Genomic DNA, 22,574 nt, shown 5'->3' with positions numbered 1-22,574 from the left:
AAACATGTGGAACCCGGAACGTTTTTTTCGTATTCACGATGCGTTGAAAAAAATTGTGCCTGAATTGCTGGGCTTGGCCCTGGTGGCTGGTGATGGCGGTTTTTTGCTCCATGCCGGCGATCTGGTAGGGGATCAACGGCTCATTGGCAGCACCACCGCAGCCCTGACCCGACTGGCCGATCATATTGCCGATGGACTCGGAGAATGTGAGCAGCCCGATATCTGCATCCACTGCCGTGACCATAGCGCCCTGTTTTTCCCTGTTGACAGTGAAGTTTTTCTGCTCGTCGTTCCCAGCAGCCTGGAAATGAGCAGAGCATTACGTCGGGAGGTTCAGAATTTGCTGCGGTAAATAATTCCAGGGTTGTTGTTGCACCGTGATTTCTCGAACGCAAGCGCCTCGACAAGAGACAATGCCTGTCGCCAACAAAACCGCCCAATTTTCAGGACGTAGCGCCAGGACGCGATTAATAGCCCCATCCAGCACAGCTAGCACATCGAGGATGACAACACCAGTTCCGAACGAATAAAAAAACAGCGTGGACGGTGGGCAGTCGTAGAGCAGAGGTTTACCCATGATGCTGAACAGGGCATAAGTCCTGGGCTCCGTCAAGCTCGTCTGAGGGGATGGCAGAAGCTTTCTTGTGTCACGCTTTGTTGAGGATTTGCGGTGCCATATGGGCGGTTTTCGGCTTGAGATGGGGAATTCGGTGTTCGGCGGACGTGGCTCTTCCTCCGAAGGTCTACCCGGATGAGTAAACCAGTGGGTAGCGACTCAGAATCCGATCAGACGGAGGGTTTTGCGGGCACTGGCGGCGCAATCCCGGCTGGCTTTGGCGGTACAAGCTACCGGATCCTGACCCAGCGCCCGCGGTTACTGGAAGAGGCAGGGATTGTCTATCGGGATTATCGCCTTACGGTCCCACTCTAAGTGAGTTATGGCCTTACGGGAAGATGCTGGCAACTGGGCGGCGTCCTCGAGGTTTCTGAGTATGGCCAAAGATATTGATGGTTTTGGATGCCCTGACGGTCAAGTAGCGTGAGGGGCGGTAGTCATGGCCCATAGCTGATGGTGATCATTGTAACTGTTACGTATCAATTCTCTTGAAAAGAAGATTGGAAGAAAGTTATGGTCTGTCTTCGGCTCAGAAAGAAGGGGTGCATAAAGGTGTTACATTTGGCACAGAGCGCAAAATGGCAGGCCACAGTGACCGCTATGGATCTGCAACTGGCGGAAGAAAGAAAGTCGAAAGGATGTCCTTATTGTGGCGGCAAGCTCCATAGTGCCCGCTTTCCTCGGCTGCTCCGTGGTGAATCCGGGAAAGCACCCGTCTTGGTACATCGGCACAGCTTCTGTTGCGAAACCTGCCGTAAGCGCGTAACGCCGCCTTCGGTGCGGTTCTTTGGCAGAAGGCGATACGCAATGACCAGTATGCTGCTGATCTCCGTCCTGCAGCCTGGAAAGGCCAAGAAAGCCCAGCATGACAAGTTGCGGTCCCTGTTGGGCATTTCCAAACGTACCCTGGCCCGATGGCGGCTATGGTGGCGTGAGGCGTTTGTTCGCACCCCTCTTTGGCGGGCCGAGGGGGCCATCATCCTTCCACCGATTCCTCGGCAAGATCTGCCTGGCGGGCTGATAGAGCGATTTGTCGGGAACAGCATGCAGCAATTGCTCTACGCGCTGGTGTTCCTGTCACCTCTATCTGCACCTCTATTTTTCCCTGAAAAAAGAGGGCCGTAAATTTCCCGCAGAGAATGTCACCGTTTTTGCAGAATGTTGAGGAGGTCAAAAATTAGCCAGCAATCGTAAGTATCAAGCGCTATTCAAACTAGCCGGGCATGGGCGCCACCATGGTCTGGCCCGTTGAGGGGTGCGCAAGAATTAGCGCATTAGGGCGCTCAGCACACGAGGTGTGGGAAAGTAGCAAGCTTTATGAATGGTAATGAAAAAAAGTAGAACAGCACTCACCTGGCGACCCCTCAAAAAACTTGACCAGAGCACCATCAATTTGGCTGAGCACACTCAGGTTTCGATGTTCTGGCGCGTCGATGGGCCGCCGACGATGTGCCCCTAAAAGCGATAATTGAGGCTCAGGTTGACGGAGCGCCCTTGCCCCGGCACTGCAATTCCCCAGGCGTAGGGCTTCTGCCCCAGATAGGCGCCGCCCAGGGGTTGGTAATAGAACTGATTGAGCAGGTTCAGCAAGCTCAGACTGGCTTGCCAGGACCCGTGGGTAAAGCGGGTGCCCAGGTCCAATAGACCGTAGCCGGGAGTACGGACCTCGTTGCGAATCGGGTCCGCTCGCCCCTTGGCGGCGACCAGCGTCTCTCCAATCCAGTTCTGCCAGGGGCCCCAATCCTGCTGCAGGGTGAGAAGGCCTTCCAGCGGCATGATCCGATACAGCGGCGCGTGGGTGCTGAGATTTTGCCCCTGGACGAAGGCCAGTTGGGCGCGGGCATCGAAATCACCAAATTTTCTGGTCTGGAGCAGACGCAGTTTGGCGTTGGCGTTCACTCCCCAGATTTCGGCATTCTGATTGACAAACTGTAAATACACAAAGCCGCGGCTAGCCTGCAGATTGGCCGTCGTGCATGCCCCTCCCAGCCCCACTGGACAGCGTTGGACGCCAATATAATTCTGAATGTAAGAGAAATAGGGGTTGACCTCTATCTGCCAGGCCCCGGCTGTGGCGCTCCGCAGGCCGGCATGGAGACTCAGGGTATTGTTGGTTTGTGCTTTGATCCGCAGATTGCCGATGTAGCCATTGCCGTCGCCAAACCAACCATTCATGTTCATGGCCATGGGGTTGTCTGACCAGGTATAGAGTTCGTAGAGATTAGGTGCCTGGGTCGTGCGGGCCAGGCCTAGCTCCAGTTGCAGGGTCTGGCTGGGGGCATAGCGGAGGATGGCGCTGGCGTCCCAGTTGCTGAAGCTGCGCGCCCGATCGCTGCGATTGAAGCGGCCTGGGAGGGAATCGGCCATGGCCGGATTGCCATACATCATGGGGTTGTAACCCTGCACCGGACCACTGCGGGTTTCCACCTGATCCAGGCGCAGACCGATGCGGCTCATCCATGTGCGGCTCCAATGATGCTCCCAGTCGGCCAGGACGTCGTAATGGTCTTCATGGCCATTGCGGATGTTCCAGAAGATGTCCGGGCGCATCATCGGGCTGCCCGCCACGGGTGTCCACCAGTCGTTCAGGTGGTACCAGCGCAGGTCCAGACCCAGATGAATACTGTCCTGTGGATCGAGTCGGAGCAAGGCGATACTTCGCAGTCCCTGCTGAGTTGCCTGGGTATACATGGGCATCTGGCTCATGGGACCCATTTCTTTGTCGCCGAGAAGGTTCATCTCATGCTGGATCAGCTCGTTGTAGAGCCGGGTGTCCACCTGGCCCCAGGAGAATTTCCTCAAATAATGGAGTTGGAAGGTGGTTTCGGAATTGTTGGCAAGGTCCATGCGGACGTTGGGAAAGCCTTCGTAGGGGATATGCTGGTGGCTCACCCGTAGTTCCAGAAGCTGGCTCTGCCAGCGGCCTGCCAGGGTCAGGCTTTGATTCTCGGAACGGAAGTACGTGGAGCCGATGGTCTTGGCCGAGATAGAGGGAACGGCGGTCTTGAAGGGGGCGGCGGCGTGAACATTGTTGCCCTGGGCAAGGCTGCCATCGTAGCGGATGGAGAAGTGGGTGCCGGCCCCATAGAGGCTCAGATTTTCGCCGTGGACATCGCCATTGCTCTGATAGAAGGCGCCCATGCTCCCGCCGGCCGTATAGTGTTGACCGGCGCTGGCAAAGACCGGCGCCGGGCTGCTTACGGAGATGGCCCCGCCCAAGGCCCCCGTAAGCCGGGTAACGGGGGCAACGGTGGGATAGACGGTGATCTTCCCCACCTGGCTGGGGGGTAGGTAGGACATGGCCGGCATCATTTCGTTGGGACAGGCGTTGGGAATGGCGATGCCGTTGACCAATATGTTGAGATTGCTGCCGCCCAGCCCCGAAAGAAAGGGTTGATTGGCCAATGCCCCGGAGCCGAGGCTTTGGGCACCCATAATGGCCTGCAACAGTTGACTGCTGTCTGCACCGGGCTGCGGGTGCTGGAAGGACAGGTTTTGCTTCATCCCCGGCGGGGATTGGCGCTCTCGGTATGGTGGACCCATTGGTCAAGACAGCTAGAGAGTGAGTTTAAGTTGGTCCGGTTACTTCCACTTGAGTGTGCTCAGCCAAATTGATGGTGCTCTGGTCAAGTTTTTTGAGGGGTCGCCAGGTGAGTGCTGTTCTACTTTTTTTCATTACCATTCATAAAGCTTGCTACTTTCCCACACCTCGTGTGCTGAGCGCCCTAATGCGCTAATTCTTGCGCACCCCTCAACGGGCCAGACCATGGTGGCGCCCATGCCCGGCTAGTTTGAATAGCGCTTGATACTTACGATTGCTGGCTAATTTTTGACCTCCTCAACATTCTGCAAAAACGGTGACATTCTCTGCGGGAAATTTACGGCCCTCTTTTTTCAGGGAAAAATAGAGGTGCAGATAGAGGTGACAGGAACACCAGCGCGTAGAGCAATTGCTGCATGCTGTTCCCGACAAATCGCTCTATCAGCCCGCCAGGCAGATCTTGCCGAGGAATCGGTGGAAGGATGATGGCCCCCTCGGCCCGCCAAAGAGGGGTGCGAACAAACGCCTCACGCCACCATAGCCGCCATCGGGCCAGGGTACGTTTGGAAATGCCCAACAGGGACCGCAACTTGTCATGCTGGGCTTTCTTGGCCTTTCCAGGCTGCAGGACGGAGATCAGCAGCATACTGGTCATTGCGTATCGCCTTCTGCCAAAGAACCGCACCGAAGGCGGCGTTACGCGCTTACGGCAGGTTTCGCAACAGAAGCTGTGCCGATGTACCAAGACGGGTGCTTTCCCGGATTCACCACGGAGCAGCCGAGGAAAGCGGGCACTATGGAGCTTGCCGCCACAATAAGGACATCCTTTCGACTTTCTTTCTTCCGCCAGTTGCAGATCCATAGCGGTCACTGTGGCCTGCCATTTTGCGCTCTGTGCCAAATGTAACACCTTTATGCACCCCTTCTTTCTGAGCCGAAGACAGACCATAACTTTCTTCCAATCTTCTTTTCAAGAGAATTGATACGTAACAGTTACAATGATCACCATCAGCTATGGGCCATGACTACCGCCCCTCACGCTACTTGACCGTCAGGGCATCCAAAACCATCAATATCTTTGGCCATACTCACACTGCAGCGGAATGGCGCTGCCCCAAATCATCCATGAGTAACGGTCAAGCTGCGATCTTCGGATACTTGTCCACAATACAGGCCCCGCCGCCCTGGCCGGTCAGGTAAACCTGATCCGGTGTAACGTAGCCGAGGGACTGGTGCAGGCGGCGGCCATTGTAGAACTCAAAGTAGGCGGTCAGCCCGATCATCAGCTCCGGCACTCTGCCATAGCCCTTTATGTAGACATCCTCGTACTTTACGGTGCGCCAGAGCCTCTCCACAAAGATGTTGTCCAAGGCCCGGCCGCGGCCATCCATACTGATCCGTACATCATGCGCCTGAAGCACGCCGGTAAAGGCCTCAGAGGTGAACTGGCTGCCTTGGTCCGTGTTGAATATCTCCGGCGCACCATAGCGTTGCAGAGCCTCTTCCAGACACACTACACAGAACTCCGCCTCCATAGTATTACTGATCCGCCAGCTCAATACCTTGCGGCTGTACCAATCCATGATGGCCACCAGATACACAAAACCGTGCAGTAGCCGAACATAGGTGATGTCCGTACTCCAGACCTGACCGGGGCGATCAATCATCAGACCCCGCAGCAGATAGGGATAGATCTTGTGCTCCGGATGGGGTCGGCTGGTATTGGGCCCCGGTGCCATGCCCGCCAAACCCAGGGCGCGCATCAGTCGCTGAACTCTTTTGCGATTGACCATAAACCCCCGTTTCCGGAGCAGTGCGGTCATCCGGCGACTCCCATAAAAAGGCGTCGCCGTGTATTGCGCATCCAGCAAATCCATCAGCACCTTGTCGTCGGCACGGGGCGGCCTCTCCTGTCGCTGAGCATAAACCGTGGCACGGGCAACGCCGGCTAACCTACACTGCCGCTGAATGGGCACATACTGATCTGGCACTATCCAAGCCCGCCGGACCTCTACGGGCGCACTCCGGACTTTTTTTTCAGCCAATCCAGTTCAACCTTCAACCGGCCGATTTCACTGTAGAGGCGTTCCGGCTCGCTGTAGGCATCTACCGGCTGTGGGCCACGTTTGCCCTCAAATAAGGTGCCAACCTGCTCCTGGATCGCCTTCTTCCATTGCCCTACCTGCGCCGGGTGAACGCCGTGCTCCTGGGCAATTTCATTGATGGTTTTTAAACCCCGGATCGCCTCCAGGCCCACCTTGCCCTTGAATGCCGCCCCATACACTTTCCTTTTTGCTGCGCTCATCGTCTTCTCCCTACCAGACAACAAGCTTAAACCACTGTCTCAAATATGGGGACCACTATACGGGGCACGGTGATTTGCACGCGCAAAGGGCTGCCTGTCTGGGAATTGCCTGCTGCCAAGACCGGAAGGCCATGGGAAATCGTCAAGGCGCCGAGGGCCAATACTGGAAAACGGCATTTTTTCATGAGGTTTTGTCCGGATTTTAATTTCCAAATGATAATAATGGTAATGAAGCAGGGCCCAGTCAATGTGTTAGATAACCTGCTGATTTTCAAAACAAGATACCCAGAAGAAAACTACAACTACATGAATATACTCATAAATCATGAGTGCAGTTTGCGCAGTGGCGTAAAAACATGGCTATATCTCTATCAATCAGTATTGTTATCATCACATTTAACGGAGTCCTGTTCCATGGTGGGATGACCGTCAAGGGACAAGAGAGTACTCTGTGATCATATTGGCATCTTCTGTGGCCTGAATCGTTACCAAAAACTCTTTTAACCCCTACAATATTTGCACTGATCCCAGAGAATATCGCAAAGGTTCCTTATAATCCAGCATAAATCCAGCTGATCAAGCCATAGACCAATGCACCTGTTAAGGTGGCAATAGCGACACCGCCTAAGGAACGTTTAACCACAACAATCACGCATAAAGCTCCACCAATGGCTACCATCTGATTATTGGATGGCACGCGCAAGTCTGCACTCAGAGAAACGATCAGCAACGATGCAATCGCGGCGGGACCAATTCTTTCAAGAAAGAGTTCCCACCATAAGTTCGCTCTTCGCGTTTTGACGACTTTATGGGCCAGAAGAAAAGGAATAAAACGCAGCAGAAATGTGCCGATAGCCGCAGCAATAACCAGCCCCAAAGGATTAACCATATTCTAGCCTTTTCCAGCTCATGCTAAGAGCACCAACAAGCATCGCTATTGGCATCGCTTGATAGGTCGGGAGCAGCAAAAGCATGACTACCGTCACAACAGCAGCGACGATGACAACAATGAGCGAATCGTGGGACATGAATTCTAAAAGTAACGCCATGAACAGTGCTGGCAAAACGAATTGAATAGCCTGATGGACAACGGGAAGATGCGCAATCTGTGCACTGGAGATAGAACCGATGACCGTACCCAAAATCCATGCGGCATATGCACCCGTTTGTAATCCGCTGTACCAGGATTCACGGTGCTGCTCTGCAATCCGGTCTAGCCGGCTGAGAGAAGTCGCAAAAACCTCATCGGTAAGACCGGCAGCCAACCACGCGCGGGTAAAGCTACTGTGCTTGAGTGACATTTTACGCAGCAGCGTTGGGCCATAAAAGGCATGCCTCGAATTCATGAGCAGCACAACAGCCAGGGGGTACCAAAAGCCTGCACCAATGGATAGCAGAGAAACCAGAACAAATTGGCTGGCACCGGCAAAAATTAATGCTGAAATCAGAACCGTCATCAACGGAGTGAGCCCGGCATGAACGGCCACGAGACCAAAAGAAAAGGCAATAGGTACATAACCCACGGCAATGGGTAGGCTGGCACCCAGCCCACGAATGAAACCGCCTTTTTCATGGTGCTTCATAAACTGCTCGCGTACGCTTTCGGAATGCGAAAACATGGGTTCCTCCGTCCCATTCATCAGTACCCGAGCTAGCAAATACCCGACGATGGCTTAACAGTTCAAATCCGGCACCATAAGCGAGCGCAGCCAATCTTTTGGGATAGGTTTTGTGCTCAATTTCATAGTCAAATCCTGCGACCATGACCTCAATTTCCAATATATAAAAACGGACAAATGCACCGAGAGCAGAAGATGGAAACTTGATGGCGATGTTTTGGTGAATATGTTCGAATAAATCACGACAGCATTTGACGGCTGATCCTGTCTGATTGTTTTGAGCCAGCATGAAAACACGGACAAGCTGCTCACGTATATGATAATAAATCGTAAGATCAGCAGAATCGGTACTCTCGACATCCAATCGATCCACATTGGCCATGGACGATAGAATATATGTGACATGATGGCGAATCAGTGCATTGTTCCGACTGTCCAAATCGGTAAACTCTGGAAGCAGTTCATCCGCAATACACAACACACCGTTATCGGCAAGCAAATGCCAAGCTTTTTGCAGCATGAACGCGGTGTTGAAATGGTGTGATGATCCTATGGATGTAATCACTGAAAGAGCTTCATCGAGTTTGTGGAATGCAAGAAAATCCACTGGCTCGCAACGCAACCGCATCAGATTTTCGGTATTTTTAAGCAGAGAGGAAAAAGCTTTGTCGTCAGACTCCAAGGCTAAGGCATGTGATTCTGGCAGAAGCTCCATCAGCATCAATAATGCTGTACCAGGACCGCTACCGATATCCATAAACAATCCTCTCCCACGGCGCTGATCAAATGCAAGAACGTCTTGTGCCAAGGCAAGCACCTGCCGTGCATACGCAGGGTGGAGCAATTTATAAGCATCGTAGAGATCCACATTGATTCGATTGGAAAAATCCTCATCCGAGACGCCAGAGATGTCGCTGATTTTTCGCCCGGGTGATAATGATCGTAGTGGATCGGGAAGTAACAACAACCCATGTTGTAACGCGACTTCTGAAGCTAACGATTCGAGTACCAAAGAGGATCTGAGTGCCTCCAACTGCTTCATCAAGGAAGAGTCCAGCGGACCAGGAAGTTGCTCGGCCATAGCGGCTAGCTGGCTCGCGGGAGCCATTATGGCAGGCATATAATCATCCAAACGATCCCTCTTTACCGCGAAAGCGCAAACAAAATGTTGCGGGATTATCGCTATCCAAGCACTGTTTTCATTTTTTCCGACAAAGACAAAAAGTGGCCACCGAAAACCAGATGAATGGATCATATCCAGATGACTTTCCACCTCATGTATATCAATGTCCCGCCCGCGTAATTCGAGAAAAAATGATGTAAGCCCCTGCGCCACATCGATAGCGGCTCGATTTGTGAGGGCGCGAACCCCTTCCCACTCTGCATCGCTTTGCGGGTAATCAAGCACAATGCCATATCCGCCGGACTGAGCGCTGTCACCTCGGTATTCCATCAACACCAAAGCCGTTGCTTTGTCTTTGAGTGCAGCATAGACATGCGCTTTATCGCCCTCAAACGAATAACTTTGGCCAGGATGTAACATCACGCTATTTTCCGCACTACCCACCAGCATGTCCCCATGCAAGGCAATAACGCGTTCAAATACGCCTGACGGATGCGCATTGGAAAGATGGTTATGCCCCCCGTCAATCGTCATCTCGTAAATCTCCATTCGAGGATTTGCACCATATCGTTCAGTAAATCGAACGCGCACTCCGGGTGCATGGTCCTTTTCAAGGGAATTCCTGGTAGCATCCAAGCCTTCTATGATGTCGCCGAAGGGAACTTCCAGGGCGTTCGCCACCGCCCACACCGTTTCGATGGTGGGATTACCTTGGCCCCGCTCCAAAAGCGATAGGGTCGATTTGGCAACTCCGGAGCGTTGCGCAAGTCCTGTAAGAGTAAGACCTCGCTCGGCACGAATTTTTTGAATATTTTGCGCAAGCAGGTGAAGTGATTGATTGTCCATGAATCGTTCTCTATAAAAATAGATTTCCATTATATAGAACAAACATGGCATGTTCAACTATTTTGGGCCAGTGGTTATCTTGAAAAGTCACACCGTGCGGGCAGACCAAATGCAGCCCGCTGGATATGTTTTGGCAAGCACAAGCACCCCTGTTCCGGCAAGGCGAGCTTGCCCTTACTGAGCAACGGCTATCAGGAAATGATTTGGGAAAACTCCTGGGTGCTACGCACATATTGATGCTGCAACAGGTAGGTTTTGAAACAAAAGGGGGCTGGGGCCAGATTTTTTCCTTTCCGATGCACGATATGCCACATTCTCGATAAAGGGAAACCCTCGACCTTCAACTCACAAAGATAACCGGCCTCGATCTTGGTGAGCACGCTATGCCGCGCAACGATTGCCACCCCCATCCCGACTTTGACGGCCTGCTTGATCGACTCATTGTTGTTCATGATCAATTCTCCCTCGATTTGCAGCCCATGCCCTTCAAAATAGCGCAAAATCGCCTCGCGGGTCCCTGATCCGGGTTCACGCAGCACGAAGGTTTCTTGCACAAGTCGTTCGAGCGGGATACGGGGCCCTCTGACCAAAGGGTGATCGGCAGCGGCGATAACGATCAAATCGTTCCGATGAAAGGGTAATGCCAGCAAATCCAGGTTTTGCGGTGGCTCACCCATGATGGCCATGTCGATATCATTGCGTTCCAGACTTTCCAGAACCTCCTTGCGATTGGCAATATTCAACAGGACCTTGACATGGGCATGCTGTTGACGAAAACGGGCGAGAATGTCGACGGCAAAAGCATTGGCGGCCGAGGTCACGGCAATGCGCAGTTGCCCATCATCCACATCGCGCAAATGTTCCAGAGAACGAGATAGTTCCTCCAACTGAGTCTTGATCTGCGTGCTGGTACGCAAAACCTCGCTGCCCGCATCGGTCAAAAAAACCTTTTTCCCCACTTGCTCGGTCAGCGGCAGACCAATCTCCTGCTCCAGCTTGCGTACCTGGACATAGACGGCAGACTGGGTAAGGTGCAGGCGTTCTGCTGCCTTGGTATAGGAACCGGTAGCTCCCAGCATCTTCAAAATATCCAGCTGACGTAAGGTGATATTTTTCATATCCATAGAGTTTGGCCATCCTTGCAACTTTGCCTCACCGCGAACAATCATTATTATTTCTAATTATGTCTATTTTAAATAATCGTTTTTATTGATGATTTTGTCCATGTACAGTATTCACTCCTGGACAATACAAGGAGTGAATGCCATGGATCAATCTGCACGTTATGCTGATCTATCCCTCAAAGAGGACGAACTGATCAAGGCAGGCCAGCATATTCTGGTGGCCTACAAGATGAAGCCCAAGGCCGGGCACGGCTACCTGGAAGCAGCGGCCCACTTTGCCGCCGAGTCTTCCACCGGCACCAATGTGGAAGTCTCGACGACCGACGACTTCACCAAGGGTGTGGACGCCCTCGTCTACCACATCGACGAGGCCAACGAAGACCTGCGGATCGCCTATCCGCTGGAGCTCTTCGACCGCAACATCACCGATGGACGCATGATGATAGTATCTTTCCTGACCCTGGCCATCGGCAACAACCAGGGCATGGGAGACATCGCCCACGCCAAGATGATCGATTTCTGGGTGCCCCCCCGGGCGATTCAGCTCTTCGATGGTCCCAGCCGGGACATTTCCGACCTCTGGCGCATCCTTGGACGCCCGATCAAGGATGGCGGCTACATCGCCGGCACCATCATCAAGCCCAAACTGGGCCTGCGTCCAGAACCCTTCGCTCAGGCGGCCTATCAGTTCTGGCTGGGCGGCGACTTCATCAAGAATGACGAACCCCAGGGCAACCAGGTATTTGCGCCGCTCAAGAAGACCATTCCGCTGGTGGCCGACGCCATGAAGCGCGCCATGGATGAGACGGGTCAGGCCAAACTGTTCTCCATGAACATCACCGCCGATGACCACTACGAGATGTGCGCCCGCGCCGATTTCGCGCTGGAGACCTTCGGACCCGACGCCGACAAGGTGGCCTTCCTGGTGGACGGCTTCGTGGGTGGTCCCGGCATGATCACCACGGCCCGGCGGCAATACCCGGCCCAGTATCTTCACTATCACCGCGCTGGTCATGGTATGATCACTTCGCCATCGGCCAAACGGGGTTATACGGCTTTCGTGCTGGCCAAAATCGCGCGGCTGCAGGGCGCATCGGGCATCCATGTCGGCACCATGGGGTATGGCAAAATGGAAGGAGAGCATGACGACCGGATCATCGCCTACATGATCGAGCGGGATGAATGCCAGGGACCCGTGTATTTTCAGAAGTGGTACGGCATGAAGCCCACTACTCCGATCATTTCCGGCGGCATGAATGCCCTGCGTCTGCCCGGTTTCTTTGAAAACCTCGGCCATGGCAACGTGATCAATACTGCCGGCGGTGGCTCCTACGGTCATATCGACAGCCCGGCCGCCGGCGCGCTCTCCCTGCGCCAGGCTTATGAGTGCTGGAAGGCCAAGGCCGACCCCATCGAGTGGGCCAAGGACCACAAGGAATTTGCCCGCGCCTTCGAGTCCTTCCCCCAGGATGCCGACAAGCTCTACCCGGGCTGGCGGGACAAGATTGGCACCCATCGCTGATCGCCATCCAGCATCCCCCCGCACGGCTCGTACGGGGGCAGAACAGCCCCGAACTGCGGGGCTCCCCATTCCGTGATTCATCGAAGAGGCCAAGCAAAGTGACGGATCCCACTGCCCATCTCGACCCATTCCTGCTGCGGAACGAACCTTTCTATCAGGCGCAGGGAAACGAGGTCGCCCTCTTTGCAGCGGCCTACCGCAAACGCCTGCCGGTGATGGTCAAGGGACCCACCGGCTGCGGCAAATCCAGGTTCATCGAATACATGGCCTGGAAGCTGAACAAGCCATTGATTACCGTGGCTTGCAATGAGGACATGACCGCCAGCGATCTGGTCGGTCGTTATCTCCTCGATGCCAACGGCACCCGCTGGATCGACGGTCCCCTGACCACGGCGGCGCGCTTCGGGGCCATTTGTTACCTGGATGAAGTGGTCGAAGCCCGCCAGGATACCACCGTGGTCATCCATCCCCTCACCGACCACCGCCGGGTGCTGCCCCTGGACAAGAAAGGGGAACTCATCCAGGCACATGCCGACTTCCAACTGGTCATATCCTACAATCCCGGCTACCAGAGCCTGCTGAAAGACCTCAAGACATCGACCAAACAGCGCTTTACCGCCTTTGATTTCGACTACCCGGCGGCCGATCTGGAAGCCGCCATTCTGGTCCGGGAAACCGGGGTAGCGCCGGAGCGCGCCGCGCAACTGGTGAAAATCGCTGCGGTGGCGCGGCGCCTCAAGGGCCACGGACTCGACGAGGGCATCTCTACCCGCCTGCTGGTCTATGCCGCCAGCCTGATCGAGGATGGGGTCTCCCCCCAGGAAGCCTGCCAGATGGCGCTGGTCGCACCCATCACCGACGACGCCGACATCCGCGCCACCCTCGACCATGCCATCGCGGCCACCTTTGCCTGAGACCCAGGCCGCCGGCACGGCTCAGAGCGCAGAACGTCAGGCATTGCTGATCAGTGCCTGGCAACGCCTGGACACGCACTTTGCCGAGGTCGAGGAAGTCTTTCCCGATCTTCTGGATGGGGCGCTGCTCGTACTCAGTCCCCAGGGCCTCGACGCCTACCTCGAGGCGGCCCGACAGATCGGCAAACTGGGTCGCGGGGTCGAGCCGCTGCTGGTCTTCCTGGAAGAATGGCCCGAGGTGGTCAAGGCGCTGGATGAGTCGGTACTGCCGGCGCTGATGGACAGCATCGACTGCTTGCAAAAATCTCCCAACGCTCGGGCCATCACCCCCCTGCTGCAGACCTTGGCCCCGGTGGCGCGCTGCCTGCAATCCAGCGAACTGCTCCAGGATTATCTGGGCATCGTCCTCGATCTGATGCGGCGTACGACCGGCTCGATCCATGGCCATCAAAGCACCCTCCCCAGTCCTGGGCTGCCGGAATTCCTGGCCCAGGCACCCGCCCTCCTCGCCCAGGTCAATCTGGGCGGTCTGGCCAACTGGGTGGATTACGGCGTGCGCAACCACGCCCAGCACCCCGAGCGGCAGCAGGACTATTTCAGCCTGCAGTCGGCCGACAGCCGGGCGGTGCTGCAACGCGAGCGCCATGGCACCTTGCTCAGCGACGCCGAGCGTCAGCTCGACCTCTATCTGCGGGGCCTCTGGCAGGACGAGGCTCCCCTCATTCCCTACTCCACGGCCTTCCACCACTTGCGCCGTCCGGTGCCCTACTTCGATCGGCTGGGATTTCGTCTCCCGGACGCCTATGACGACGCGCGTACCGTTCCGGGAATCGACCGCTATCGCGCCGCCCTGGCCCACATGGTGGGGCATCGGCGCTGGAGCCGGCCGCTGATCGCCGACAACTGGAGCCCCTTCCAACGCATGGCGGTGGAATTTTTCGAGGATTGCCGCATCGACATCCTGCTGATGCGCGAATATCCGGGATTCCGCCGTATCCTGCTCGCCCTGCACCCCAAACCGGTGGAAGATGCCTGCGACCCGGAGACCACCTCTTGTCTGCGCCATCGTCTGGCCATGCTTTCACGGGCCCTGCTCGATCCACTGCATGGCTACCGCGATTCGCTCTTGAACGACTTTGTCGCCCGTTTTCACGCCCTCCTGGCAGCAGGACCCGGCACGACAGCGGAAACCGCTGCCCTGGCTCTGGAATTCGTCACCCGTACCCGACGCCCCAGTGACCAGTTTGCCAATATTCATTTCGCCGATACGGAGATCGATTATCGCGACGATAATCGCAATTTATGGGCATTCATCGAGTCGGGCGACGAAGAGGAGAGCTTCGAGCAGGAACCCCGGGTACGCCAAAGCGAAGAAACATCGGGCCTGCCGCCCCGCCATTACCCGGAATGGGACTACCAGAGCCTGAGCTATCGCCCGGACTGGGTCAGTGTTTATGACACCCTGCACCCCAGTGGCGATCCGGCGAGCATCGACCAGTTACTGGAAAAACATGCCATACTGGCCAGGCGGCTGCGCCGCCTCTTCGATCTGCTCAAGCCCCAGGATAAGGTGCGCATCCGCTATCAGGAGGACGGTAGCGAGCTGGACCTGGATGTGGCCCTGAACGCGCTCATCGACTTCAAGAGTGGCGCGGTCCCCGACCCCCGCATCAACCTGCGCCACGAAAGCAATGGCCGCGACATTGCCGTCTTATTACTGCTCGATTTGTCGGCCTCCCTGGCCGATCCGGTGGCGGGGACTCGACAAAGCATCCTGGAACTGAGCCAGGAGGCGGTCTCGCTGCTGGCCTGGGCCATCGAAACCCTGGGCGATCCCTTTGCCATTGCCGGCTTTCACTCCAATACCCGGCATGATCTGCGCTATCTGCATATCAAGGGCTTTGGCGAACACTGGGACGAGCAGGTCAAGGCCCGACTGGCCGGGATGCAGGCGCGCTGGTCCACCCGCATGGGCGCGGCGCTGCGCCATGCGGGTCAGTATCTGGGTGCGCGCCGGGCAGACAAAAAGCTGCTGCTCGTGCTCACCGACGGTGCGCCATCGGATATCGACGTGACCGATCCCCAGCAGCTCGTCGCCGATGCGCGGCAGGCTGTGCATGAACTGGACCAGCAAGGGATCTACCCCTACTGCATCAGCCTCGATCCCCAGGCCGACAGCTATGTCAGCGCTATTTTCGGCCGTCAATACACCGTCATCGATCAGGTCGAACGGCTGCCCGAACGGCTGCCACAGATGTTTCTGGCCCTGACCCGATGAATGGGATGCTGCCCCTCCAACTCGCCCTCATCGCTGCCAGCAGCGGCCCCTTGCTGAGCCTCGCCGCTCTCCTGCTGGGACGCCACCCGGTCTGGTCGCGCCAGTTCAGTTTTCTGGCGACGATGGTGATGAGCCTGCTCTGGCTGGCCGCCGGAGTCCTGGGACTCGGCACCGAGCCAGAACCCGCCATCCTCAGCGTCGGCAACACCATCCTGTGGCAGTTCCAGCTCGATCCCCTCAGCGCCTTTTTCCTGATCCCCCTGGGGGTGGTCGGCAGCACCGCTTCCCTCCATGCCCTGGGCTATTTTCACGGTTTCCAGCGCGGAGAGCTGCAACGGCTGCTCATTCCTTTTCCCCTGTTTCTTTCGTCCATGGCAGTCGTTATCCTGGCCGACAATGCTTATACCTTTCTGGCCGCCTGGGAATTCATGGCCCTGAGTTCCGGCTTTCTCATCCTGAGCAATGCCCAGGAAGGCAAGGCGCGTCAGGCTGCCGTGCTCTATCTGGTGCTGGCCCAACTGGGAACCCTGTGCCTCCTGGCCGCCTTTGCCTTGCTCTGTCATGGCGAAGTGCTGCGCGGTAGTGACTTCTCAGACATGGCATCCCATGGCTTTGCGCCCTGGGCGACCCAGGCGATCCTGTTGCTGACCCTCCTGGGTTTCGGCAGCAAACTGGGCATGCTGCCCGCTCACGTCTGGCTCCCCGAAGCCCATCCCGCCGCACCTGCGCCCATCTCCGCGCTCATGAGCGCCGCCATGCTCCCCATCGCCCTCTATGGCCTGTTGCGAATCGACTGGCAAATCCTTTCTCCCCATGGCATCACTTGGGGCTTGGTCTGGTTGATTCTGGGTCTCCTGAGCGCTGGATTCGGAGTGCTTTTTTCGGCCTTGCAACGGGACATGAAACGTCTCCTTGCCTATTCGTCCATGGAGAATATGGGCTTGGTCCTGGTCGCCTTGGGACTGGCGCGCATCTTTGCCGCCGAGGGCCGGCTGACCCTGGCAGCCCTGGCCCTCAGCGCGGGACTGTTTCAGGTTCTCAACCATGCCTTCTTCAAGGGTCTCCTCTTTCTGGGCAGCGGCAGCGTCTTGCACCGGACGGGCACCGTCGATATGGCCCGGCTGGGTGGCCTCATTCGCTCCATGCCCCAGACCAGTTTGCTGATGCTCATTGGCACCCTGGCCATCGCCGGGCTCCCGCCCCTCAATGGCTTCGCCTCGGAATGGATGCTGCTGCAAGCCTTCCTCCTGGCGCCGCAGATGGCTTCGGGAACCTTGCAGGCGATGCTGCCCCTGGCTGCTGCGGGCGTCGTGCTGATTCTGGCCCTGGCGAGTTTTGCCATGGTCAAGTGCTTCGGCCTCAGTTTTCTGGGCCAGGCCCGTGCCGCTGCCCCGGTCCGGGAAGCGGGCCGCTGGGAACGATTGGCCATGGCTTTCCTGGCCTTGGGATGCATCGTCCTGGGCCTGCTGCCCGGAGCCATCGTCAACCGTCTGCATGGCGTGACTGACCTCCTCCTGCAGCAAAGCCACTTGAGTCTCCAACAAGTATGGAGCCTGACGCCCATTTCTCCCCAACGGGCCAGCTATCTGCCTGGGGCCTTCCTCCTGGGCATCGTATTGGCCATCCTCCTGACCTTCGTCCTGGTGTGGTGGCGCTTCGGACGCCCCCTGCGCCACATGCCGGTCTGGGCCTGTGGTTTTGCCGGTAAACGCACGCCACGCATGCAGGACAGCCCGGCCGGTTTCAGTCAACCCCTGCTGCGGATATTCCAGAGTATCCATCAAAGTGAAATCCGCAGGGACCCTGAACAAGGTCTGCAAGTGGTTGTTGCTGATCCCTTCTGGACCCGGCTCTATCTGCCACTGCAGCGGACGGCGCAAGGTCTGTCCCGCCAGGCCTTGCGCCTGCAGCAGGGCCGGATTACCGCTTACCTGCTCTACGCCTTCTTGACCCTGGTATTGCTCTTGATGGTGATTCGATGAGCTGGAGCACTTGGGGAGCCCAGGGCTTGCAGGTGCTGGTCATTCTGATCCTCGCCCCGCTCTTCGCGGCCTGGCTACAGATGTTGCGGGCCATCTTGCAAAACCGGCGCCCCGCGGGACTCGGACAAGCGTACCGGGATCTCTGGCGGCTCTTTCACAAAGAGTCCATCCTTCCCGAGGAGGCTTCCTGGCTTTTTCGTTTCAGTCCTTACATCCTTTTTGGTACCAAGGTCATGGCCAGCGCCATAGTCCCCGTCCTCAGCATAGCACTGCCCTTGGCCCGGGATGCCGATGTCATCGCCCTCGTGGGGTTGCTGGCCGTGGCCAGGGTTTTCCAGGTGCTGGCGGCCATGGATACGGGTACTCCCTTTGCCGACCTGGGCGCCCATCGGGAAATGTTGGTCTCCGCCCTGGCAGAGCCAGCCTTGCTCAGCGCTTTCTTCATTCTCTCCCTGCTGGCTGGCTCCACTTCGCTGCCCAGCATCGTCCTGCACGCCCAGGAAGGAGTCTTTACCCTGCATCCCAGCATGGTTTTTGCAGCCGCCGCCTTTTTCCTGGTCCTCTTGATCGAAAACGCCCGCATTCCGGTGGACAATCCCGCCACCCATCTGGAACTCACCATGATCCATGAAGCCATGCTGCTGGAATATTCGGGTCGGCACCTGGCGCTGCTGGAGTGGGGTGCACAGGTAAAACTCCTGCTCTATGTGTCCATCGGGATTGCCCTGTTCTTTCCTTGGGGCATTGCCGATCATGCCAGCGCCAGCGCCCTGTTGCTGGCCGCCCTGGCACTCGGGTTGAAATTGCTGCTCGCGGCACCCGTGCTGGCGCTGGTGGAAACCCTGCTGGCCAAAAAACGCCTGTTCCGGGTCCCGGAATTCGCCGCCACGGCTTTTCTTTTCGGGGTGATCGGCCTGCTCACCCAGTTCATTCTCGGGGCTTGAAAGATGCATGCAGCCAGCGGGTTCTTCCCTTTCTTACCGACGATCCTGAAATTCCTGGCCGCCTGGATGCTCCTGCTGAGCTTCGCCCTGCTGGCCCAGCGTCGTCTGCTCAGTCTCATCCATCTGCTGGCCTGGCAGGGGGCCACTCTGGCTCTGAGCACCGCCCTGGCGGCGCTACTCACTGGCGATCGCCTGCTTTGGGTCTCCGCCGCTCTCACTCTGGGTCTCAAGGCGCTCTTGATCCCCGCAATCCTCCATCGCCTGCTGCGTCGTCTCCAGGTCCGTGCCGATGTGGAAATGAGCCTCAATGTGACCAGTACCCAACTCGTCGGCATCGTCCTGGTCATTTTTGCCTTCTCTCTTGCCGCCCCCTTGGCCGGGACCCTGCCGGTGGCCACCCATGGGATGCTGGGCATCGCCCTGGCGGCCTTTTTGCTCGCCTTCCTGATGATGATCACCCGGCGCAAGGCCATCTCCCAGGTGGTAGGCTTCCTGGCCATGGATAATGCCCTCTTTTTCGCCGCCACCAGCGCCACCTTGGGGATGCCCCTGATCGTGGAACTGGGCATCGCTCTGGACGCGCTGATCGGTTTCATCATCCTCGGCGTGTTCTTCTTCCATATCCGGGAGAACTTCGAGAGTCTGGATTTGCACTGGCTGGAACAGCTGCGGGAGGATCGATGATCCTGATCTGGCTTCTGGGCATCGCCGCTGCGGGCATTCCCCTCCTTGCCCTTTGGGGCGATGGTCAACGAGGGCGGAGAATCTTCCTGGGGGTCAATCTGCTGGTCTTCCTGGCCAGCCTGTTGGTCGCGCATCGCTTCCTCCAGAATGGCCCTCTGCAAGCAGCAGCCGACCAATTCCGCGTCGATGCCCTCTCCCTGATCCTGGTGCTGCTCAATAGCGTGGTGGGGCTCATGACTGCCTGGTTTTCCGCCAGCTATTGGCGGCAGGAAGTTCAGCATCGGGGCTTCGGCAAGCACCGTCAACGTCTCTACCACGCCATGTTCCAGAGCTTCCTGACCATGATGCTGCTGGCCTTGCTCAGCAACAATCTGGGGATCCTTTGGGTGGCGCTGGAGGGGGCGACCCTGTCCACCGTCCTTCTGGTCAGCCTGCAACGCAGTGGGGAAAGCCTGGAAGCTGCCTGGAAATATTTCATCCTCTGCGGCGTGGGCCTGGCCATGGCCCTCTTTGGTACCGTCCTGCTCTATTTTGCCGCCCAGCCGGTGTTGGGCAACGGCGCCCGGGCTCTGCTTTGGTCGGCCCTGGATCGACATGCCACCAGCCTGAATCATGCGGCGGTGGCCATCGCCTTCGTCTTCGTTCTGGTGGGTTATGGTACCAAGGTGGGTCTTGCGCCCCTCTACAATTGGCTCCCCGATGCTCATGCCGCCAGCCCCAGCACGGTTTCCGCCATCCTTTCGGGCTTGCTGCTCAATGTGGCCCTTTACGCCATCCTGCGCTTCAAGAGTCTGGCCGATGCCGCCCTGGGGAATGCCTTTGCCGCCCATCTGCTCATCGGCTTCGGTCTCCTCTCCTTGTTGCTGGCCAGTTTCTCCCTGCTGCGCCAGCGCAATATAAAAAGGCTCTTTGCCTATTCTTCGATAGAGCACATGGGGCTCATCACCTTCGCCTTCGGCCTGGGGGGTTCCTTGGCCACCTTTGCTGCGGTCCTGCACATGATCGGTCATAGTCTGGCCAAGTCTTCGGTCTTTTTCTCGGTGGGGCGTGCGGTTCAGGAGGCCGACACGCAGGAGCTGGATGCATTTAGCGGAGTCCTCACGTCTTCTCCGACGCTGGGCTGGTCCCTGCTCTTGTCCATCGCGGCGGTTCTGGGCCTGCCACCCGCTTCATTGTTTCTCAGTGAATTTTTGATCGTCGTCGCGAGCGTGCAGCAGGCTTTCTGGACCACACCCTTGCTCATTCTGGGCCTGGGAACCGCCTTTGCCGCCATCCTTCCGCGCCTGCTCCAGATCCTGTATGGCGGACCGCAACCCAGCCATAAGCCCCTCGTTGCCACCGGACTTGTCCCCGTTTTCCTGCAATTGCTGGTGGTGCTCCTCCTCGGAATCTGGATCCCCGCCCCTTTGGGAACCTGGCTCCACAGTATCCATGGAATCATGCAATAATGAGCCAAGGCCTCTTCATCGCCGGGTTCGGTCCCTTCCAGCCATGGGGTGAGCAACCTCCGGTTTGGCGCGCCAGGCTGACGGAAGCATCCTGGCAGGCACTGGCCGCGAAGGTCCACCAGCAAGGAGGACGACTCCTGGGTATCTGGGGCGAAGCCCTCGGCACTCGGCGCTTCTGCCTCCACGCCCTGTTCCTGGCCGAGCGCGGATGTCTCTGGTGCAGCCTGGACCTGGAGGGCGAAACCCCGCAATATCCCAGCTTGAGTGCTGTCTTTCCCACGGCTTCCCGACAGGAGCGAGCCATTCACGATCTCCTGGGTCTGCACGCCCAGGGCCATGATGATGGGCGGCCCTGGTTGCGCCATGAGGCCTGGCCCGCCTCATTTTTTCCCCTGCGCCAGGGACCCATTCCCAGAAGCGAACTGAGCGGGGTGGGTGATGCCCACTACCCTTTCCAAAGCATCCCCGGGGATGATGTCCACGAGATTCCCGTCGGCCCCGTCCACGCCGGAACCATCGAACCAGGACATTTCCGCTTCAGTTGCCTGGGCGAGCAGGTCCTTCAGTTGGAGGAGCGTCTGGGTTATGTGCACAAAGGCGTCGAACGGCTCTTTCACCGTCAGACGATAGCCGACGGTCTGCGCCTTGCAGGTCGGATCAGTGGCGATAGCACGGTGGCCTATGCCTGGGCCTACGCCATGGCGGTGGAAAATATGATGGGCATCACCCTTTCGGACCGTGCCTTGGCCCTGCGCGGCCTCTGTCTGGAGCGGGAACGCATCGCCAATCATCTGGGCGACCTGGGAGCCATGGGCAATGACGCCGGCCTCGCCTTTGCCTTGACGCAACTGATGGCCATCAAGGAAGAATTACTGCGGGAAAACGCGGAAATTTTTGGGCATCGTTATCTCATGGATATCATTCAGCCGGGCGGGCTGACCGTGGATCTTTCCCCTGCCACCCAGGGCCGTCTGCGCCGCAGCGCTGCCGCCTGGCGGAAGCGCCTGCTGGACCTGGAACTGCTGCTGAGAGAACATGCCGGTCTGCGCGATCGCCTGGTGAACACCGGCACCATCGACCCCAAACGGGCCGCATACTGGGGGATGGCAGGGATGGTGGGGCGCGCCAGCGGCCAGGCTTGGGATCTCCGGGTGCAGTTCGCCCCGGCGCCCTATGATCGGATTCCCATTGGCATCATCCTCGAAGCGAGCGGTGATGTGGCGGCCCGCTGGGCCTTGCGTTTTGGGGAAATCTTTGCCTCCCTGGATTGGCAGGATATCCTCCTGGGCGATCTGCCGAGGGGGGAAAACTGCCGACCTTTGACAAGAATCCCAGAGCAGGGAGAAGGTCTAGGGATCGTCGAGGCCTGGCGGGGCGAAGTGTTTGTGGCCCTGCGACTGGAGGATGGCCGCATCGCCCGTTGCCATCCCCACGACCCATCCTGGTCCCTCTGGCCCGTGCTGGAAGAAGCCGTCCTGCGGGATATCGTCGCCGATTTCCCGCTCATCAACAAATCCTTCAATCTGAGCTACAGCGGCCATGATTTATGACCCTGAAATCGGCGGCTGCGGTCGGGAAAGAGCCGAGGAGCTATCCCGCGCCACAACTGCCAGATCGAGGATGAGGGC

Annotated in this window: 17 protein-coding genes; 10 read left to right on the top strand and 7 right to left on the bottom strand. The window is 57.4% G+C overall.

Going from position 1 to position 22,574, the window contains the following annotated elements:
* Nucleotides 1–4: 4 nt before the first annotated feature.
* A complete protein-coding gene (locus tag ACJU26_RS06975) occupies nucleotides 5–352 on the top strand; it encodes a hypothetical protein (protein ID WP_414041781.1) in 348 nt (115 codons plus the stop codon).
* 1,071 nt (nucleotides 353–1,423) lie between these two features.
* On the top strand, nucleotides 1,424–1,741 hold the full coding sequence (locus ACJU26_RS06970) for a hypothetical protein (protein WP_414041144.1): 318 nt from the start codon (nucleotides 1,424–1,426) through the stop codon (nucleotides 1,739–1,741).
* 330 nt (nucleotides 1,742–2,071) lie between these two features.
* Here the strand turns inward: ACJU26_RS06970 and ACJU26_RS06965 are convergent, their stop codons facing one another.
* The 7 genes from ACJU26_RS06965 to ACJU26_RS06935 all read right to left on the bottom strand — a co-directional run bounded on the left by ACJU26_RS06965 (nucleotide 2,072) and on the right by ACJU26_RS06935 (nucleotide 11,174).
* On the bottom strand, nucleotides 2,072–4,120 hold the full coding sequence (locus ACJU26_RS06965; protein WP_414041780.1) for a TonB-dependent receptor plug domain-containing protein: 2,049 nt from the start codon (nucleotides 4,118–4,120) through the stop codon (nucleotides 2,072–2,074).
* A gap of 374 nt (nucleotides 4,121–4,494) precedes the next feature.
* On the bottom strand, nucleotides 4,495–4,812 hold the full coding sequence (locus ACJU26_RS06960; RefSeq protein WP_414041144.1) for a hypothetical protein: 318 nt from the start codon (nucleotides 4,810–4,812) through the stop codon (nucleotides 4,495–4,497).
* 481 nt (nucleotides 4,813–5,293) lie between these two features.
* Nucleotides 5,294–6,462 (bottom strand): IS3 family transposase gene (locus ACJU26_RS06955; RefSeq protein ID WP_414041342.1). Its coding sequence is split into 2 segments (ribosomal slippage): nucleotides 5,294–6,186 and nucleotides 6,186–6,462, totalling 1,170 coding nucleotides; the frame shifts between segments, so codons are not numbered across the junction.
* Nucleotides 6,463–7,012: 550 nt separating this feature from the next.
* Entirely contained in the window at nucleotides 7,013–7,351 is a 339-nt protein-coding gene (locus tag ACJU26_RS06950) for an AzlD domain-containing protein (protein WP_414041779.1), read from the bottom strand.
* Nucleotides 7,344–8,081, bottom strand: coding sequence for an AzlC family ABC transporter permease (locus ACJU26_RS06945; protein ID WP_414041778.1), 738 nt, complete (start codon nucleotides 8,079–8,081; stop codon nucleotides 7,344–7,346). The genes ACJU26_RS06950 and ACJU26_RS06945 overlap by 8 nt, the downstream gene beginning before the upstream one ends.
* Nucleotides 8,032–10,050 (bottom strand): helix-turn-helix domain-containing protein, encoded by a 2,019-nt coding sequence (locus ACJU26_RS06940; RefSeq protein WP_414041777.1) that lies wholly within the window; start codon nucleotides 10,048–10,050, stop codon nucleotides 8,032–8,034. Before ACJU26_RS06940 ends, ACJU26_RS06945 begins: the two co-directional genes overlap by 50 nt.
* 191 nt (nucleotides 10,051–10,241) lie before the next feature.
* The gene (locus tag ACJU26_RS06935; RefSeq protein ID WP_414041776.1) at nucleotides 10,242–11,174 is read right to left on the bottom strand and encodes a LysR family transcriptional regulator; all 933 of its coding nucleotides are present in this window, start codon (nucleotides 11,172–11,174) and stop codon (nucleotides 10,242–10,244) included.
* 142 nt (nucleotides 11,175–11,316) lie between these two features.
* On the opposite strand from ACJU26_RS06935, the gene ACJU26_RS06930 reads away from it, so the two are divergent.
* The 8 genes from ACJU26_RS06930 (at nucleotide 11,317) to ACJU26_RS06895 (ending at nucleotide 22,496) form a co-directional block, all read left to right on the top strand.
* Nucleotides 11,317–12,696, top strand: a complete 1,380-nt coding sequence (locus ACJU26_RS06930; RefSeq protein ID WP_414041775.1) for a ribulose-bisphosphate carboxylase — start codon at nucleotides 11,317–11,319, stop codon at nucleotides 12,694–12,696.
* 98 nt (nucleotides 12,697–12,794) lie between these two features.
* Nucleotides 12,795–13,610, top strand: a complete 816-nt coding sequence (locus tag ACJU26_RS06925) for a CbbQ/NirQ/NorQ/GpvN family protein (protein WP_414041774.1) — start codon at nucleotides 12,795–12,797, stop codon at nucleotides 13,608–13,610.
* Nucleotides 13,603–15,888, top strand: a complete 2,286-nt coding sequence (locus ACJU26_RS06920) for a nitric oxide reductase activation protein NorD (RefSeq protein WP_414041773.1) — start codon at nucleotides 13,603–13,605, stop codon at nucleotides 15,886–15,888. Before ACJU26_RS06925 ends, ACJU26_RS06920 begins: the two co-directional genes overlap by 8 nt.
* A gap of 5 nt (nucleotides 15,889–15,893) precedes the next feature.
* On the top strand, nucleotides 15,894–17,870 hold the full coding sequence (gene hyfB / locus ACJU26_RS06915) for a hydrogenase 4 subunit B (protein ID WP_414041772.1): 1,977 nt from the start codon (nucleotides 15,894–15,896) through the stop codon (nucleotides 17,868–17,870).
* The gene (locus ACJU26_RS06910; protein ID WP_414041771.1) at nucleotides 17,867–18,814 is read left to right on the top strand and encodes a respiratory chain complex I subunit 1 family protein; all 948 of its coding nucleotides are present in this window, start codon (nucleotides 17,867–17,869) and stop codon (nucleotides 18,812–18,814) included. The genes hyfB and ACJU26_RS06910 overlap by 4 nt, the downstream gene beginning before the upstream one ends.
* 3 nt (nucleotides 18,815–18,817) lie before the next feature.
* A complete protein-coding gene (locus ACJU26_RS06905) occupies nucleotides 18,818–19,498 on the top strand; it encodes a formate hydrogenlyase (RefSeq protein ID WP_414041770.1) in 681 nt (226 codons plus the stop codon).
* Nucleotides 19,495–20,946, top strand: a complete 1,452-nt coding sequence (locus ACJU26_RS06900; protein ID WP_414041769.1) for a hydrogenase 4 subunit F — start codon at nucleotides 19,495–19,497, stop codon at nucleotides 20,944–20,946. The genes ACJU26_RS06905 and ACJU26_RS06900 overlap by 4 nt, the downstream gene beginning before the upstream one ends.
* Nucleotides 20,946–22,496, top strand: coding sequence for an NADH-quinone oxidoreductase subunit C (locus ACJU26_RS06895; RefSeq protein WP_414041768.1), 1,551 nt, complete (start codon nucleotides 20,946–20,948; stop codon nucleotides 22,494–22,496). The genes ACJU26_RS06900 and ACJU26_RS06895 overlap by 1 nt, the downstream gene beginning before the upstream one ends.
* The last annotated feature ends 78 nt before the right edge of the window (nucleotides 22,497–22,574 follow it).

Source organism: Acidithiobacillus sp. M4-SHS-6 (assembly GCF_047421495.1).
In the GTDB taxonomy this organism is placed as follows: Bacteria; Pseudomonadota; Gammaproteobacteria; order Acidithiobacillales; family Acidithiobacillaceae; genus Acidithiobacillus.
The sequence above is the reverse complement of the archived record's forward strand: the minus strand, read 5'-3'. Positions and strand labels throughout refer to the sequence as shown.